The sequence below is a fragment of the Alistipes timonensis JC136 genome, assembly GCF_900107675.1.
Taxonomy (GTDB): Bacteria; Bacteroidota; Bacteroidia; order Bacteroidales; family Rikenellaceae; genus Alistipes; species Alistipes timonensis.
In genome coordinates, this window is the sequence record NZ_FNRI01000005.1 from 297,733 (window position 1) to 313,206 (window position 15,474).

Below are 15,474 nucleotides of genomic sequence, written 5' to 3' on the forward strand. Positions count from 1 at the left end.
GGGGGTTCTCCCCGGAGGTTTTACTTAACCTCTTCGAACTCCACATCCTCGGGCTGTCCGTCGCCGCCGCCCTGCTGGCCGCCGGCGTTCGACTGCGACTGCTGGCCGGCATCGGCTCCGGGCTGTGCACCCTGGGCCTGCTGCTGAGCAGCGTAGATATCCTGCGAAGCGGCCTGCCATGCGGCGTTCAGTTCGCCCATCGCGGTGTCGATGGCAGCCACGTCGGCGTTCTTGTGCGCCTCCTTCAGCTTGCCGAGCGCCGTCTCGATGGCGGCCTTCTTGTCGGCGGGCAACTTGTCGCCATACTCCTTCAACTGCTTCTCGGTCGAGAAGATGTTCGAGTCGGCAGCATTGATCTTGTCGATACGCTCCTTCTCGGCCTTGTCCTTCTCCTCGTTGGCCTTAGCCTCGTCACGCATCCGCTGGATCTCCTGCTCGGTAAGGCCCGATGACGCCTCGATGCGGATCTTCTGCTCCTTGCCCGTGCCCTTGTCCTTGGCCGAAACATTCAGGATACCGTTGGCGTCGATGTCGAACGTAACCTCGATCTGCGGAACACCGCGCGGTGCGGCGGGAATGCCGTCGAGGTGGAAGCGGCCGATCGACTTGTTGTCGCGGGCCAGCGGACGCTCGCCCTGGCAGACGTTGATCTCCACCGAAGGCTGGTTGTCGGCAGCCGTCGAGAAGGTCTCCGACTTGCGCGTCGGGATCGTCGTGTTGGCGTCGATGAGCTTCGTCATCACACCGCCCAGGGTCTCGATACCCAGCGACAGCGGCGTAACGTCCAGCAGCAGCACGTCCTTCACCTCACCCGTGAGCACACCGCCCTGAATGGCGGCGCCGATAGCCACGACCTCGTCGGGGTTGACCGAACGGTTCGGGGTCTTGCCGAAGAACTCCTCGACGATCTTCTGGATCGCGGGGATACGCGTCGAACCGCCCACGAGGATCACCTCGTTGATCTGCGAAGCATCCAGACCCGCATCGCGCAGGGCCAGTTTGCAAGGCTCGATGGTCTTGCGGATCAGGTGGTCGCACAACTGCTCGAACTTGGCGCGGGTGAGCGTCATCACGAGGTGCTGCGGAATGCCGTTGACGGGCATGATATACGGAAGGTTGATCTCCGTGGTGGTCGAGGACGAAAGTTCGATCTTCGCCTTCTCGGCGGCCTCCTTCAGACGTTGCAAGGCCATCGGGTCCTGACGCAGGTCGATCTGATGCTCGGCTTTGAACGCCTCGGCCATGTAGTCGATCAGCACGTGGTCGAAGTCGTCGCCGCCCAGGTGCGTGTCGCCGTTCGTGGATTTCACCTCGAAGACGCCGTCGCCCAGCTCGAGGATCGAGATATCGAACGTACCGCCGCCCAGGTCATACACGGCGATCTTCATGTCGCTCGACTTCTTATCCATACCGTAAGCCAGCGCTGCGGCCGTAGGCTCGTTGATGATACGGCGCACCTTCAGGCCCGCGATCTCGCCCGCCTCCTTCGTAGCCTGACGCTGCGAGTCGGAGAAGTAGGCCGGAACCGTGATGACGGCCTCCGAAACCTCCTGGCCCAGATAATCCTCGGCCGTCTTCTTCATCTTCTGCAGGATGATGGCCGAAATTTCCTGCGGCGTATACTGCCGTCCGTCGATGTCCACACGCGGGGTGTTGTTGTCGCCTTTGACGATCGCATAGGGAGCGCGCGCGATGTCGGCCGAAACCTTGTCGTAGGCCTCACCCATGAAACGCTTGATCGAGAAGACCGTGCGCTTGGGGTTGGTGATCGCCTGACGCTTGGCGGGATCACCCACCTTACGCTCGCCCTCGGCCGTGAACGCCACGACGGAAGGGGTCGTGCGGTGTCCCTCGGAGTTGGGTATTACAACGGGCTCGCTGCCCTCCATCACTGCTACGCAGGAGTTCGTAGTTCCTAAGTCAATACCAATAATCTTTGCCATAATCGTAAATATGTTTTAATTGTTATCTATTTCCTTTTTCGCACTCCGGGTCTGCTTTCCAGCCCCGGTCGCGGGTTATGCCCAAGATTTGAACAAAGGTTGTACCAAACGGCAATCCCTGCCAAATTGTCAGCCCGATGGCAGAAAAATGCCATACGCCGGGTCACCGCACGGCATTTTGTCACCCGGCTAAGAGCCGGGATTTAGGATGCGACAGCCTGCCGAAATGCTTTCCATCCAAATTCTGCGCTCCCGCCCGCGTAAGACGCCGGTTTAGGGGCGAAGGTCTGCCGGGACGCTCTCTTCCGGTTCTACGCCTCCCCGTCATTGCGAGGCAGCGCAGGTGCCGTGGCAATCCGATTGAATGCCGCGACCTCACAACGCTTCCAACGGATTCCCACGCTCGCTTCCGTTCGCTCGGAATGACCTCCCCTACCCACGCAAGACGCACCTGCCGTATCCGATGGGGTGTTTTTGATTATCGCGGAACAAATTTCGTCATAACGCAGTTCGTCCCGGACGGGACATACAGAAGTATTTCCCGTTCGGGGCGGACAAGGCATGGCGAAAGGCACCCGTGAGAATCGAAAAAAAGCCTGCGAAATGCAGGCTTTCCCCGGCGGATGCCGGACTTAATCGCTATAACTTTACTCGCTCAGGATACGCATTGCAACGTCGAGAATCGTCGTGTCGTCCAACGTGACGACGCCCCCGTCCGGACCCGGTTCGAAATGCACACCGACACATTCTTTCGACTCGTGCTTGCCTCCGAAATAGTTCCGGACCGTGTCCACATCGATTCCCAACTCATCTGCAATGCGTTGCGAGCTGCCGCTGGGCAGCCTGTCCTTGATACGGCGCAACTCGTTAAATGTGATAATCATATCCCTTGAATTTTTGGTTGATGGTTCTGCACAACTAAGTTAGTACAATTTTGCGTATTTGCAAAATTTCTGCCTGAAAAAGTGGAATTAAAATGAAACACGCGCGAAAAAGAACGAAAGGCATTCCGGGGCAAAAGAAAAACCCCGCCGAAGCAGGGTTTTCCGTAGTCTGAAACCGTTGTGCGACACGCGGATCAATCCTCCGCAGGCTCGATGTAGAACTGGAAGATCAGCGGCGCGAAAGAAGGGATTTCCGTCGTCACGGTCGTCGTGGTCGAGGTTTCGCCCGTCGATCCGTAATCATAACCGTAACCGCCGTAATAACCGCCGCCGTAACCGTAGCCGCCCAAACCGCCGTAACCGTAATAATCGCCGTAATAACCGCCGTAAAGGCCGCTGTTGCCGTAATACATCTGCGAATAGTTCAGATAGTTCAGGTAGTCGTAATAGCTCGACGAATAGCCGTTGCCCGACGACGAGGTGGTCGAACTTCCGCTCTTGCCGCTCGTCCCGTAGGCGTTGGTCGAAGTGGTGACGAACGCCGCCCACTGGCCGTAACGCAGGTTGGGCACCGTGTAGTAGAAAGCCGTAATCAGCCCGCCGTCCTCCGGCTTATAGGAGAGCGCTTCGCCTTCGGACGTGACTTCACCGTAGATGATCTCTTTCACTTCGTCGATATTCGTATCGAAGATGAAACCGTCGAGGAAACGGCCGATATACCAGATCTTGGCCGTACCGTCGAGCCCGACCGAATCCGATTCGAGTTTGTCGACGCCCTCATAGGCCTTGTAGTCGTCGCCTTCGCCGTGGAAACGCTTTACCAAGACATCAGCAATATCTTTCTCCAGATCGGAACCATTATAAGGCTCGTAACCGACATTATAGGGCTTGTTGCTGACGTTATTCTCCGGGTCGGAGAACGTAAACGTGAACTTGTCCCCTGCCAGCGTCTTGGCCGGATCGTATTTGACATTGACATAGAGCTGCGCCACGGTGTCGCAGGCGGAAACCCACCGCTCGGTACGGTTGTACGGATGCTTCTCATCCTTTGGGTCGGTCGGACGCTTTTCGGTACCGTCCTCCCCGTCCTTGGTGTACATCACCATCCCGCCATTCCCCTTAGCAAAGGCGTCGACCAGCGAACCTTCGGCTTCCAGCGGATTTTTGTCGATGCCGACAACCTCCATCTCCATGATAAGGGGACGCTTGGCGCTGAGCGAATACTGACCCTCGTAACCGCCGTCGCCGCCCAGACCGCCCGAACCGACGACACGCGAAGGCATATAGAGACGCACCTTGGCACCCTCGCGCAGCAGGAATTCCCGGTCGAGATTATTGTCTTTTGCATACTTCTCGCCCAGATACAGCGTATTGCGCATGGCCAGGTATGTGCCCTCGATCAGACCGGCGTTCGCAGTGCCGCAGTAGCGGTAATAAGGCACGTAGTGGGTGTATTTGGTGAAGGTCCCGAGTTGGTAGGCTTCCGAAGCGCGGCGCGTGAGGGCGATGTTGCCGCTCAGGTCGCGGCCCGAGAAATCGAACTTCACCCAGCAGATCGTATCGTTCACCGGCTTGGCATCGGCCTTGCCGGGCTCGAGCACATCGACGTAATAGCCGCCCTCGGTCTGCAAATTTTCCAACAATTCGGGATGCTTCTGCGTCATATACGCCTCGAGGGCCTGGTCCTCGAACTTATCGTACGACTCGGTCTGCTCTTTGGCACAGGAGGCCAGCAGCACGATGCAGGCTGCCGGGAGGTACAGAAAACGGGTGATCAATTTCATATTTTGTTAAACGGTTCTTTTTCGGGTTTGTTTATTCGACGGATTCGACCCTGAAATACCACGCGACCGGGCTTTCCCGCGGGATCGTCGTGAAATATTTGTCGCCGAAAGCCTCGTTGTAAGTCATGTATGCCTCAACCTCGTCCTTCGCGCGACAACCAAGTAACGCATGCCGGAGCCCTTTTAGTATGTCGCCGCGCATATCGAGCGTCAGCGGCTCGAACGACCAAGCCCCGGGCGTCAGCCCCAGGTCCTCATAAGCCTTCAGCAACAGCGGATCGTTCGAGTAGAACGGAAACGTGGAGTCCGTAATGTTCGAATAGCTGAAGACGTAGGCCCGGAAAGTAATGGTGACTTTCGAATCGGCCGTAACCTCCGGATCGGACTCCCGGTCGGGACGGTAATAATTGACGATATACCGGTAGACCGTGCTGCCCGCCGTGGTGTAGAACGGCAGCTGCCCGTCCTCACCGACCGACGCCTCGGGGATGAGCGCCGGGGCGTGAGTCTTCTCGAGGTACGAGACGATCTTCTGGCGCTGCTCGGGAAGGATGTCCTTCTCGTCGGAGCAACCGCTCAACAGCACGGGCAGGGCCAGGCTCAACAGGGTGATAAGTCGTTTCATCGGCATATAATCGTGCAAATTTACATAAAACAATCCGATTTATGAACAAGAAACGAAAAAAAAACGTCCGCCTGGCATGCCGGCGGACAAAAAAAGAAGGAGAACCGGAATCCCGGCCGTCACTTCCGTCTGTAATAATCCTTGTGCGGGTCTTTGAGTCGCTGCAGTTTACGCTGTTTCCACGCGTAAACGAGCATCGTGAACACGATACCTGCGGCGACGACACCAAGGAGGATAAAAATAAATCCAACGGGAATTCCTTCCATAAACACAAAAAACTAGGTGAGGCAAAACATTTTGATTAGGCGGTGCAAATATAGCACAAATAATTCGCCCAAACAAAAGGAGGAGCAAATTCCGGCACACTTTCCCGCAAAAGGACTTTTTCGTGTTAAAGGCCGGACTTTTTGATCCTACAAGCGTTTGAGAGCCGCACGAATCAGCTCTTCGACCGAAGCCCGGGGAAGTTCGCGCATCACGGCGCGCAGGACCTTCTCGGCGGCGGCGCGGGCGAATCCCAGCATGACCAATGCGGCAAGGGCCTCGTCGAAACAGCCTCCGTCGGCTCCGGCCAGGGGAGCGTCACCCGCCGCATCGGCGCCCAGCACGGCCAGTTTGCCGCTCAGCTCGACGATGATCTTCTGCGCCGTTTTGAGGCCCAGCCCTTTGACGTTCTTCAGCAGCACGGCGTTGCCCGAGGTGATGATGCCCTGCAACTCGTGCGGCGAGTAGGTCGAAAGGATCATGCGGGCCGTATTGCCGCCCACGCCCGAGACGCTTATCAGCAGGCGGAACACCTCGCGCTCGACCTTCGTCGAGAAGCCGTAGAGCAGCTGGGCGTCCTCGCGCACGACGTAGTGCACATAGAGTTTTGCCTCGGCGGCGTGCTCGACGGCGGCATAGGTTTCGAGCGAAATATGGAGGTAGTAGCCTACCCCGCCGGCATCGATAACGGCATAAGCGGGAGCGACTTCGGCGACGGCGCCTTTGATGTATTCGTACATGAAAATCAAATTTTAATGCGGGTTGGACAAAAGTAAAGATTTTTTTTTACCTTTGTGACTCAAACGCAGAATAATTAACTTTTCAAATAGAAAAACGACATGAAAAAAACTCTCTTTCCGGCGCTGGCTGCGGCTCTCGTCCTCGCGGCCTGCGGCACGAAAACCGCAGAGCAGACCGGGGATGCGGCCGAAGCGGTTGCACAGCAGGTCATTTCGAGCGACATCGCATACGTCCAGGTCGAAGCCGTGCTGGCGCAGTGCGACCTCTACAAGACCGAAGGCGTAGCGCTCCAGGAGAAGACCGAGAAGGCGCAGAAGAGCTGGGCGCAGCGTGAAAAGGGACTTCAGGCCGAGGCCGCACAGCTGCAGGAGAAGTACCAGAAGGGACTTATCACCTCGCGCGACGCGCAGACCCAGCAGGAGAACATCCAGAAGAAGGCCGAGTCCTACCAGGCCAACGCCCAGAAAGAGGCCCAGACGCTCGACGAGGAGAACTACGTGTTCACCAACCGGGCCCAAGACCTGCTGCAGCGTGCCGTGCAGGAGATCAACGCCGACAAGAAATACAAACTGATTATCAACGCCACGGCGCTCATCGACGCCGACACGACGCTCAACATCACCCCCGCCGTGCTGGCGAAGGTCAACGAGCTTTACGCTGCGGACAAGAAAGCCGAGAAGAAATAGCCGCCGCAAAAATCGATATACCGGCTTCCCCGCTAAACGGAAGTCGGTATTTTTTTGTACCTTTAGTGCCGCAACGGCACTTTTTGGGGGTCGGAAGGTTTTGCCGGACCGGATGCGGTTCGGTTTTGGCTCCGGCCGATTTTTTTGTACCTTTGTAAACTAAATAACGCCGACAAACAATGGGATTCGTTCCGTTCACATTCGTCGATTTTATCGACATCATCCTGGTTGCCGTCATCATGTACTGGATATACCGCATGACGAAAGGCACCAATGCACCGTACATCCTCTCGGGAATCATCGCCATCTACCTGCTGTGGGTGGTCGTGCGGGCATTGAACATGGAGTTGTTGTCGACCATCCTCGGGCAGCTGATCTCGGTGGGGGCCATCGCGCTGATCATCGTTTTCCAGCCCGAACTGCGGCGCTTCCTGCAGATGATCGGCATGCGGCAGAAGCATTTCAACTTCATCTCGCGCATCTTCTCGACGGGTGAGGACACCGTGCAGACCAACGTGGCGCCCATCGTCACGGCCTGCCGCGAAATGTCGGAGACCAAGACCGGGGCCCTCATAGTCATCGGCCAGCAGAGCGACCTGCGGCTGATCGCCGAGGGCGGCATCGCCCTCGACGCCAAAGTCTCGACGGCGCTCCTGAAGAACATTTTCTTCAAAAACGCCCCGCTGCACGACGGCGCCGTACTGATCGAGGGCGACCGGATCGTGGCGGCCAAGTGCATCCTTCCGGTGACGCAGAGCGACGTTCCCAAGTCGTTCGGCACGCGCCACCGCGCAGCGATCGGCATGAGCGAAATCTCGGACGCCATCATCGTGGTCGTCTCCGAGGAGACGGGCGACATCTCGATCGCGCAGGGCGGCGAAATCCGCCTCGACATCGACCCCGTCCGGCTGCAACAAACCCTGCAGCGCTACCTGACGATCAATTCACGCAAACGCTCGAAAAAAGAGGTCGCAGAATAAACGCAGGCTTAAAAGCCTGTTCTCAGAGGCAACGGTACGACAAAGAGCTAACCACCCGGCCCACGCCCCTAATTTTGAGGGCAATACATCAAAAAATGCGGATTTCCCGTTCCGCGCTCCCGCAACAGCCCAAAATACCCAAAACATAAATTATGCTTTATCCATCCCAAACGGCCCGCCTCGCACTGCGCGCATGGCGGGAGGAAGACCAGCCGGCTTTTGCCGCCATGAACGCCGACGCGCGAGTCATGGAGTTTTTCCCCGCACCGCTGACGGATGCGGAGTCGCAAGCCCTGATGGACCGCATCCGCGACGAGTTCTCGACCGAGGGATTCGGCGCCTACGCCGTGGAACGCCTTTCCGACGGTGAATTGCTGGGCTTCGCCGGACTGCACCGCGTGACCTACTCCGGCGGCATGGAGGGGCAGGTGGAGATACTCTGGCGCCTGCGTCACAACGCCTGGGGACAGGGTTACGCCACCGAAGCCGCCCGGGCCTGCATCGCGCACGCCGCGAAACTCGGCATCCCGGAGCTTATCGCCTTCGCCTACGTCGGGAACCAACGTTCGCTGAACGTGATGAAGAAACTCGGCATGGAGTGCGTCGGGGAGTTCGACCACCCCGGCCTGCCGGAGGGCCATCCCCTGCGGAGACACGCCCTCTACTACATCCGGACCGAATAACGCAAAAGTCCGCGGCCCGAGGGGCCGCGGACTTTGCATTTAAAGGCTTCGATACAACTCCTTATCAATCGTGTACCGGACGCACGGTGAACCCGTATGCGTTGTTCGTACTGACACTTATGTTAATACTGCCGCTATTTCGATTATCCAGATAAAACAACAAGGACTGATAGGATTCCGTTCCATCCGAATGCGCAAAACCGGTTGTCGCCACGAACGTCACGTCAGCGAATGCGGGCCATGTCGTATCTTTATCCCGGCCCTCGGGAAAGGGCGGCTTCTGTTTTGACTCAGTATTAAGTCCCATGTCGCGCAGACCGGTCGCCGGAAAGAAAATCTCGGGACCGCCGTCGGTCTCGTTCAGGAAAAGCTTCCAACCGATCCGATACTTGTTTTCTGGATCGAAAACATTTTCGATTTTATAGGGCGAATTAATCTCAGAGAACTTAGTCGATCCGGCCTTGGGCCCGAATGCCGCAAAAGCATTGGGTGCAGGAATATGATAGCCGGCAGGGCACGGATCGTAAATGGTTTTCGTAACCGTAAATCCATTCGGAGCCGCAGCCGTCCCCGACGTAGAAATCTGATCGAGCTGCGAATTCCAATAGTTCATAATCGTTTTAAGACCGTTGGGCGTCCTACCCTCGCCGCTGTGCCAGTGACGTCGGAAATAAGATTCCTCCCCTTCCTCTGACTTCATATTGTGTTTAAAGAAGATATAAGGCCCCTTAATCGCTTCGCCGATCGTCGCTCCGATCGGTTCTCCGAGGTCATTCATGTTATCCTGCTGCCGGAACTTATACTTCTCATAATCGACGTAATAAGGCTTGTCGATCATATTGAACTGCGTGTCGCTGCTCCCGTCCGCCGCATCCCGAACCTCCTTGTTATAGATGCCCGGAAGCATGGGCTCCTTGCGGCCCCACTGGTAGTAAGTGTTGTCGCCCGCCATCGACGCAACGATCTCCGGCTGGGTGAATTCCCCTTCGACATCGACGTTTTTCGTCGTATTCTTCCCGTCGGGAAGCGTAAAGACGAAGCGGACGCGGAACTTGCGGGCGTCGTTGCCCTTGCGCGGCTCGCAGAAGCCCAGGTTGCAGGGTGCAAAGGCGACGCTCGTCGGTCCGTCGACATTTGGTTTGGATGTCGTCGCCGTCAGGTCCTTCGTCCCGTCCCAGATGTAATGGGTGGCCCAGATATGCCAGCTCCAAAGGATGGTTCCCGAGGCGTCGCGCACGGCGACAACGGCATTTCCCTGCGTCAGCCGCTCCTCGGCAACCCGGAAGCGGACCATCTCGTTCTCGTATTTCACATCGGTCACCAGTCCGGGAGCGTCCTGCCACACGAGCACGGCATCGGCCACACCCTCAATCTTGGGACCCGAAATCGGCTGGTCGTTATGATCGACGAAATGGGTCAGGATAAAAGCCTTTACTTTTTCGGGAATGTCCTCCTCAGAACCCGTATACTTATAGGATTTCTCCCCTGCCGTGCGGGCGTTGCCGTAGACCGTCGGCAGGCTATAGTAGCCGGGGCTGTGCACGAGGTAGCAGTTCGCGGTCTCGCCGCCTTTCGACAGATCGTAGGGATCGGATTCCGATCCGAGATGTTCCGCAAGCTGCTCTTTCGAGAAAGAGGCCCGCTGCGCCGTAAAGGAGGACTGCGGGTCCAGCTTCAGCCGTCCCGCGACCTTCGCTGCGGGATCGGCCCCATCCGACGGCGCCTTGTCGGGCACCCACCCGCCCTGGGTCCAGGTCTTGCCGTCGTCGGTGGAATACTGCACGACGTAAGGCAGCGCGACGGTGGCCTCCGGATGGTCTTTTTGCACCACGCGGGCATAGGCCGCAAGCTGCACGCCGGAGAGATAGCCGTTGATATGCACCTCAGGTTCGGAGGTTTCGATTTTAACGGTGGGTTCGATGACGATTCCCGTCGATGAAATCGAATAGGAAACCCGGCGTCCCGCGGGCCACTTCTTACCCCCGAGCGAAGCGGTCAGCGTGCGCTCCTTGCCGGTCAGGTCGTCGGTGAAAAAGACTTTCAGCGCAGCTTCGTCGGGCAACGTCTGCGGAAGCATCAGCAGGGTCAGTTTCCCGTCCACGAGAGGGGTTCCGGGCTTGGCATAGGCATTATCAGCGTTCTCGTCCGACTGATCCGGCAGTTCGACCGTGTTTACCACGGTGAACGTGCCCTTATCGCTGTGTCCGGACCAACTGCCGCTGCCGATAACGTGCGTTCCGGTGCGCCAGACGCCCGAGAACTCGACTTTCGTCACCGTGCCGCCGAGCATCGCATCGCCGGTTTTGACGGTGACGGAGGTCAGCACATGGCCGAACTTCAACTCCACGGGAGCGCTCCCGCTGCCTGCACAATCGGCCGTTGCGGCCATGATGTCGAGCTGGTCCTCCGTCTTTAAGGGAACGGTATAGGTGATGCGGGGCAGGCCGCCGTCGGCCTGCTGCACCTGCCGGAGAGCTCCTTTGAGCCGCTCGTCGGACGAATGGGGCGCATAGGCGAAAAACCGCAGGCGTCCCGAACCGGGACGGTAGAGTTTCTTCCCGTCCCACGAGCCCGAAGCGGTGCGGACCATCTCGATGTCGTGGGCGAAATTGGTGGTCAGGCCGTCGGTCGCCCCGTCCGCGGGAAAACTCCCCGTATAACAGATGCCCGAGAGGCCGAACGAATCGTGAAACTCGCCCTCCGAACCGATCTGCACCCCGCGGGTCGCGGCGTCGCTCCCGCTCTGCGTCTCTTCGGAGACGACAGGCTCCGACACCTCCGTCACGAGGTAAAGCGGCTGCATGCCGTCGGGACACGCCAGTTCATCGACGACGATCGTCTCCGCACGGGCCGGGCGGACGGGCGTACCGTCGACCCAGGTGTCGGGAACGCCGACGCCGAACGTCATGGGTGCGTTCGGATCGGGAAGCTGCCCGTCGAGCGCATCTTGCGTACACGACGTCGCCGCCCATGCCGCGCAGGACACGAGGACCCCGCACACCATGCGGGAAACAAAACGGCGACCGTGTGAATGTCGTATTTGCATGATCGGTAAATTCTTCGTTACGAACTGATTACAACGCCGTCCGGACACCCCCGAAGGAGCGTCCGGCACGGAGCGTCGTTCCCGGGGTCCGGGAACGGCAAATTTCAGCAGATTTACGGCACATTAGGAGTCTCCTCCTTATCCACACCGGCATCAGTCCACTCTTCCAAGGTTACTTTGAACGAAATCGGATCGTCCAGCACCGTATCGCCGGTTTCCTTATCGTCCGGTCTGTCGGTGATGATATTATCCCCGGAGGGGAACTCGCCGGGAAGAGTCGGAGGATAGATACCCGCACCGCTCTCGGCGCCGCAGAATTCGAGGTTATAGACGTATTTCTTGCCCGGCAGCCATTTGGTGTCGATGGGCACGCAGGTATAACCGTAAGCCTTTGAATTGTACGTATCGCTGACGGGGAAGAGCTGGTGATAATGGTATTCACCGTCGGAGATTACGGGATCGTTGCCGGCAGCGCCTTCGACCACGGGATGCTGCGCTCCGGCGTGTTTGATCTCGATACGGCACAGAAGCAGAATGTAGGCTCCGTTATTGCCGTTCGGCTTGTCCGCCTCCAAGTCCCACTTCTCCAACTCCTGAGGAATGAGCATAAGGCTGGAATTATCATTGTCGGCACCGATCAGCGGAACGTATGTGTGCGAAAGCGTAGCTTCCTGGCCATCGGCGTAAGACAGACCGTAATACGTCTTTTCGCCCTTCGCCGCCCACGACATATAGTTGTTGTCAACAGCATCCTCCGTAAAGGCAAGATTGCCCGTCGGCCTTACGTTGACGATCCACGCACCCTTGATTTTGACCGTTTTCGAATCGTCGCCGGACGCACCTCCGTTCTTGGCTTTGACGACGATCTGCGTAAAGGCATGATGGAAAGCGAGTTTGACATTCGAACCGCTTACGTTCGGATCATTGTGACGGTTGGCCGAAGTATAGGCCACGACAAGGTCCTTGTGCTCCTTGCCGGGATTGTCGACGCCCGATTTCGGCGTACAGCCGAGGAACTGCTGCGTCTGCGCATTGATCTGCACATGGTCCTTCATCTTATCCTCGGGGAAGATGTCGGCAGGACCGTAGGACCAGAAACGAATGGTCTCCACATCGTTCGGCCAATAGTAGTTCTTGGCGAATTTGAAATACTCGTTGCCTTCCTCTTTCTTGGCCACGTCGCCGTCGATAAACATTTGCGAATAATCCTTCGCATCGGCGTAAACCCTGATCTCTTTCAGCGTCGAGGTCGTCGTCTCGGTGGCCCGCGTCACGCGGGTATTGAAGACGATCTCATCGCCCGGATTACTCGCCACCATTTCATCTTTCGAACAGGAAACCAACATGAGTGACATCATGCCAGTCAGTCCCAACAATTTCATTTTTGAATTCATGATTGGATAATTTTATATGATTGTCATTCGTTTCAGAATCGTTCCGCCCGATCAGTTCATATTGATATCGGTCTCGATCACGCTGTCGTCCCAGTCCGAAACCGACGTATCCATGCCGCCCGCCGAATCGGGCAGCCGCAGGCCGTCGATCACGATATGCACGTTGTCCGGATCGGCGGCTCCGTGCACCTGATCCGTCACGTCGAAGTGGCTGAACCACTTCTCGGCCGTGTAAATCGACAAGGTGTGTTTCTCCGTACCGACGGGACAGTGGCCGAACGTCGCGAAGCGGGCCGAAAGCGTCCGGTCGTCGACCCGGGTCAGGTCGAGCGGTATCGTCACGGCCTCCTCGCCCATCTTCCCGTGGCACGGGCGGTAGGAGCCGGCAAGGCCGGTGATGGCGGCGCCGATATTGGACGTGGAACCGAGGTTCTCAATATGAAGGAAATCCACCGTATAGACGGCCGTGGCCCGTCCGGGAACGAGCGTCACCGACAGCTCCTCTCCCTCGGGAACGGCCAACCAGTCCACGGGGCCGTACTGCCCGCACCAAACCGGTTCGGGAGCATGACGCACGGGCTGTTCCTGCGCGTCGCCGGGACGGGGAGGAGCCTGTTCCCCGCCGCGTCCGATGGGAGCGAGCAACGCACGGGCGGCCGTAGTCACCTCGTAATCGTCGTAACAGGTTCCCCGCTCGACGACGTTCTCCATGTCGCCGTTGTGGAACAGCATCCGATAGGAACCGGCCTGGACGCGGATGACGCCGCCTTTCGGCGAGCCGAACTCATAACGGTTGCAATGGCTGCCGTCGGGAGTGAACAATTGCAGCACCATCGTCCGCGGCGCGGCGTCGGGACACTCCGACCAATCGAAATTCACCTTCACCTCCACGACATGGCTGTGGTCATAACACAACTCCTTGTGCTGGCAGGAGATCAATGCCGCCGGAACGAGCCAAACGAGCCCGGCGCGGCAGAGTTTGTAAATCGTCTTTCTCATCGCGCGCCTCCTTTCCCGCTGCGGCGTTCGCCGCCCAGAATCCACACCAGAGAGATCTGCGCCCGGGTAGGTCCGAACCAATGCCGGCGCCGGGTAGACTGCCATACATAGCAGCCGTCCATCGGGACATATTCCTTGTAACGGCCGCCGAAATAACCGACGCCGATCGAAAAGTCGAGATTGAGACGACGCGCCACCGGAAGCGAATAGCCGTATTCCAGGCCGCCGCCGTAGCTGAATCCGTCGCTCTGCCAGCCTTTTCCCGAAAACTCGAAATCGTAGGTGAGCATCGTTCCGTAGATGCCGACATGGTGCCCGGTGAAAGGCGTCGCGCCGAAATAGCGGCGCAGCGTCACCTCACCGCCGTAGCAACGCCAGTAGCGGTGTTTCCGGTCGTTGCTCCACCATGCGTGCATATAGTCCGCTCCCACCGACCAGCGGTCGGCAAAACGGAATTCGATTCCGACATTCGGAACGAGAAGCGCATCATACAGCAGATTGGTTTTGAGGGCCACCCACGGCTCCCGCATTGCACGTACGGCCGGTTCGGCAGCAGATTCGGCGACAAACGCGGATTCAGGGGCGTTTCCGGATTCGGACGCCAGCACAGAATTCCCTTCCGGCGCATCTTCCGCCGGAAGCGATGCCGACGCATCGGCATCCACGTCCTCCGTTACGGCATCCTCCGCTGCCGCAGACCGCTCCGACCGACGGCACGAATCCGCAGGAGCGGCAGCAGGCTGACGCACATTGTCGGAATAGGTTTCAGAGGAACGCTCGTGAGAGGGGGGGGGAAATTGCGGGCCGCCGCTTACGACCGCACGGATGTCGGCGCGCCGCAGAGCGGGAAAAGCCTCCTTATACAGATGGTTATACGGGATTCCGCCATGGAGCATCCCCAGGCGGCGTTTGCGGCCATCCACTACCCGACCGTTGCGGACCACCCAAACGGGCGTATTTTCGAGAATGCGGAGCACCTCCCCGCGGTCCGGAAGATCCGGGCATGCGGAAGCCTCCTCTGCAAGATGCTGCCAATCCACCCCGCCGCCCCCGGCCTCGAGCAACGAGTCGGGAAGAGCCGCACGATCGGCCAGATAGCGCACCACCCCGCGGGCACGGCTCTCGGAAAGACGTTCGTTCAGCCGGTCTGCACCTTCGGGTGAGGTCCACCCTTTTACCAAAATGCCGGAAACTCGGCCGTCGGCTGCGGCACACAAGGATTGCAGCCGATCCGCAAGGCTGTCGAGCCTGTACAGTTCGGAATCGGAAGTGACGGACGAAAAACCGGGAGCAAAATAGACCGACATGCACAAAGTATCCCTGCGCATCTCCTGCGCAGAAACCGTTTGGACAGCTATCGCTAATATCCCTATCAAACTATATACAACCCACATAGCTTTCTTTGTGAAAAAGCATGCACATAATATTGACCGCCCCCGAAAGCC

13 protein-coding genes are annotated in these 15,474 nt (G+C 58.1%); 4 read left to right on the forward strand and 9 right to left on the reverse strand.

Going from position 1 to position 15,474, the window contains the following annotated elements; genetic code table 11:
- Window positions 1-20 precede the first annotated feature (20 nt).
- From dnaK to BLU78_RS08960, 4 genes are all read right to left on the reverse strand, one after another.
- Window positions 21-1,943: a molecular chaperone DnaK gene (dnaK, locus tag BLU78_RS08945; RefSeq protein WP_010260802.1), complete on the reverse strand. Its 1,923-nt coding sequence runs from the start codon at window positions 1,941-1,943 to the stop codon at window positions 21-23.
- A gap of 647 nt (window positions 1,944-2,590) precedes the next feature.
- Complete coding sequence (locus BLU78_RS08950; RefSeq protein WP_010260803.1) at window positions 2,591-2,827, reverse strand: hypothetical protein; 237 nt, start codon at window positions 2,825-2,827, stop codon at window positions 2,591-2,593.
- A 194-nt stretch (window positions 2,828-3,021) separates the two neighbouring features.
- A complete protein-coding gene (locus BLU78_RS08955; protein ID WP_010260806.1) occupies window positions 3,022-4,611 on the reverse strand; it encodes a hypothetical protein in 1,590 nt (529 codons plus the stop codon).
- Window positions 4,612-4,642: 31 nt separating this feature from the next.
- The gene (locus tag BLU78_RS08960; protein WP_020693153.1) at window positions 4,643-5,236 is read right to left on the reverse strand and encodes a hypothetical protein; all 594 of its coding nucleotides are present in this window, start codon (window positions 5,234-5,236) and stop codon (window positions 4,643-4,645) included.
- Window positions 5,237-5,277: 41 nt separating this feature from the next.
- On the opposite strand from BLU78_RS08960, the gene BLU78_RS14130 reads away from it, so the two are divergent.
- Window positions 5,278-5,541, forward strand: a complete 264-nt coding sequence (locus BLU78_RS14130; RefSeq protein WP_155836575.1) for a hypothetical protein — start codon at window positions 5,278-5,280, stop codon at window positions 5,539-5,541.
- Window positions 5,542-5,649: 108 nt separating this feature from the next.
- On the opposite strand, the gene ruvA is transcribed toward BLU78_RS14130, so the two are convergent.
- Complete coding sequence (gene ruvA, locus BLU78_RS08965; protein ID WP_010260811.1) at window positions 5,650-6,240, reverse strand: Holliday junction branch migration protein RuvA; 591 nt, start codon at window positions 6,238-6,240, stop codon at window positions 5,650-5,652.
- A 99-nt stretch (window positions 6,241-6,339) separates the two neighbouring features.
- Between ruvA and BLU78_RS08970 the strand changes: the two genes are divergently transcribed.
- The 3 genes from BLU78_RS08970 (at window position 6,340) to BLU78_RS08980 (ending at window position 8,590) form a co-directional block, all read left to right on the forward strand.
- The gene (locus BLU78_RS08970; protein ID WP_010260814.1) at window positions 6,340-6,927 is read left to right on the forward strand and encodes an OmpH/Skp family outer membrane protein; all 588 of its coding nucleotides are present in this window, start codon (window positions 6,340-6,342) and stop codon (window positions 6,925-6,927) included.
- Between the two features lie 179 nt (window positions 6,928-7,106).
- Entirely contained in the window at window positions 7,107-7,907 is an 801-nt protein-coding gene (gene cdaA, locus BLU78_RS08975; protein ID WP_010260816.1) for a diadenylate cyclase CdaA, read from the forward strand.
- 152 nt (window positions 7,908-8,059) lie between these two features.
- Window positions 8,060-8,590: a GNAT family N-acetyltransferase gene (locus BLU78_RS08980; protein WP_010260818.1), complete on the forward strand. Its 531-nt coding sequence runs from the start codon at window positions 8,060-8,062 to the stop codon at window positions 8,588-8,590.
- 64 nt (window positions 8,591-8,654) lie between these two features.
- Here the strand turns inward: BLU78_RS08980 and BLU78_RS08985 are convergent, their stop codons facing one another.
- The 4 genes from BLU78_RS08985 to BLU78_RS14015 all read right to left on the reverse strand — a co-directional run bounded on the left by BLU78_RS08985 (window position 8,655) and on the right by BLU78_RS14015 (window position 15,336).
- Entirely contained in the window at window positions 8,655-11,636 is a 2,982-nt protein-coding gene (locus BLU78_RS08985; RefSeq protein ID WP_081504089.1) for a fimbrillin family protein, read from the reverse strand.
- A 113-nt stretch (window positions 11,637-11,749) separates the two neighbouring features.
- Entirely contained in the window at window positions 11,750-13,030 is a 1,281-nt protein-coding gene (locus tag BLU78_RS08990; RefSeq protein WP_044106237.1) for a fimbrillin family protein, read from the reverse strand.
- A gap of 51 nt (window positions 13,031-13,081) precedes the next feature.
- Window positions 13,082-14,029 carry a DUF5119 domain-containing protein gene (locus tag BLU78_RS08995; protein ID WP_010260825.1) on the reverse strand — a complete coding sequence of 316 codons (948 nt, stop codon included), beginning with the start codon at window positions 14,027-14,029 and terminating at the stop codon, window positions 13,082-13,084.
- Window positions 14,026-15,336, reverse strand: coding sequence for a DUF3575 domain-containing protein (locus tag BLU78_RS14015; RefSeq protein WP_176791132.1), 1,311 nt, complete (start codon window positions 15,334-15,336; stop codon window positions 14,026-14,028). The genes BLU78_RS08995 and BLU78_RS14015 overlap by 4 nt, the downstream gene beginning before the upstream one ends.
- Window positions 15,337-15,474 lie beyond the last annotated feature (138 nt).

What these genes read in the sequence shown, in the direction of transcription:
- dnaK (WP_010260802.1), bottom strand. Translation starts at nt 1,943, where the DNA reads ATGGCAAAGATTATTGGTATTGACTTAGGAACTACGAACTCCTGCGTA.
- BLU78_RS08950 (WP_010260803.1), bottom strand. Translation starts at nt 2,827, where the DNA reads ATGATTATCACATTTAACGAGTTGCGCCGTATCAAGGACAGGCTGCCC.
- BLU78_RS08955 (WP_010260806.1), bottom strand. Translation starts at nt 4,611, where the DNA reads ATGAAATTGATCACCCGTTTTCTGTACCTCCCGGCAGCCTGCATCGTG.
- BLU78_RS08960 (WP_020693153.1), bottom strand. Translation starts at nt 5,236, where the DNA reads ATGAAACGACTTATCACCCTGTTGAGCCTGGCCCTGCCCGTGCTGTTG.
- BLU78_RS14130 (WP_155836575.1), top strand. Translation starts at nt 5,278, where the DNA reads ATGAACAAGAAACGAAAAAAAAACGTCCGCCTGGCATGCCGGCGGACA.
- ruvA (WP_010260811.1), bottom strand. Translation starts at nt 6,240, where the DNA reads ATGTACGAATACATCAAAGGCGCCGTCGCCGAAGTCGCTCCCGCTTAT.
- BLU78_RS08970 (WP_010260814.1), top strand. Translation starts at nt 6,340, where the DNA reads ATGAAAAAAACTCTCTTTCCGGCGCTGGCTGCGGCTCTCGTCCTCGCG.
- cdaA (WP_010260816.1), top strand. Translation starts at nt 7,107, where the DNA reads ATGGGATTCGTTCCGTTCACATTCGTCGATTTTATCGACATCATCCTG.
- BLU78_RS08980 (WP_010260818.1), top strand. Translation starts at nt 8,060, where the DNA reads ATGCTTTATCCATCCCAAACGGCCCGCCTCGCACTGCGCGCATGGCGG.
- BLU78_RS08985 (WP_081504089.1), bottom strand. Translation starts at nt 11,636, where the DNA reads ATGCAAATACGACATTCACACGGTCGCCGTTTTGTTTCCCGCATGGTG.
- BLU78_RS08990 (WP_044106237.1), bottom strand. Translation starts at nt 13,030, where the DNA reads ATGAATTCAAAAATGAAATTGTTGGGACTGACTGGCATGATGTCACTC.
- BLU78_RS08995 (WP_010260825.1), bottom strand. Translation starts at nt 14,029, where the DNA reads ATGAGAAAGACGATTTACAAACTCTGCCGCGCCGGGCTCGTTTGGCTC.
- BLU78_RS14015 (WP_176791132.1), bottom strand. Translation starts at nt 15,336, where the DNA reads ATGTCGGTCTATTTTGCTCCCGGTTTTTCGTCCGTCACTTCCGATTCC.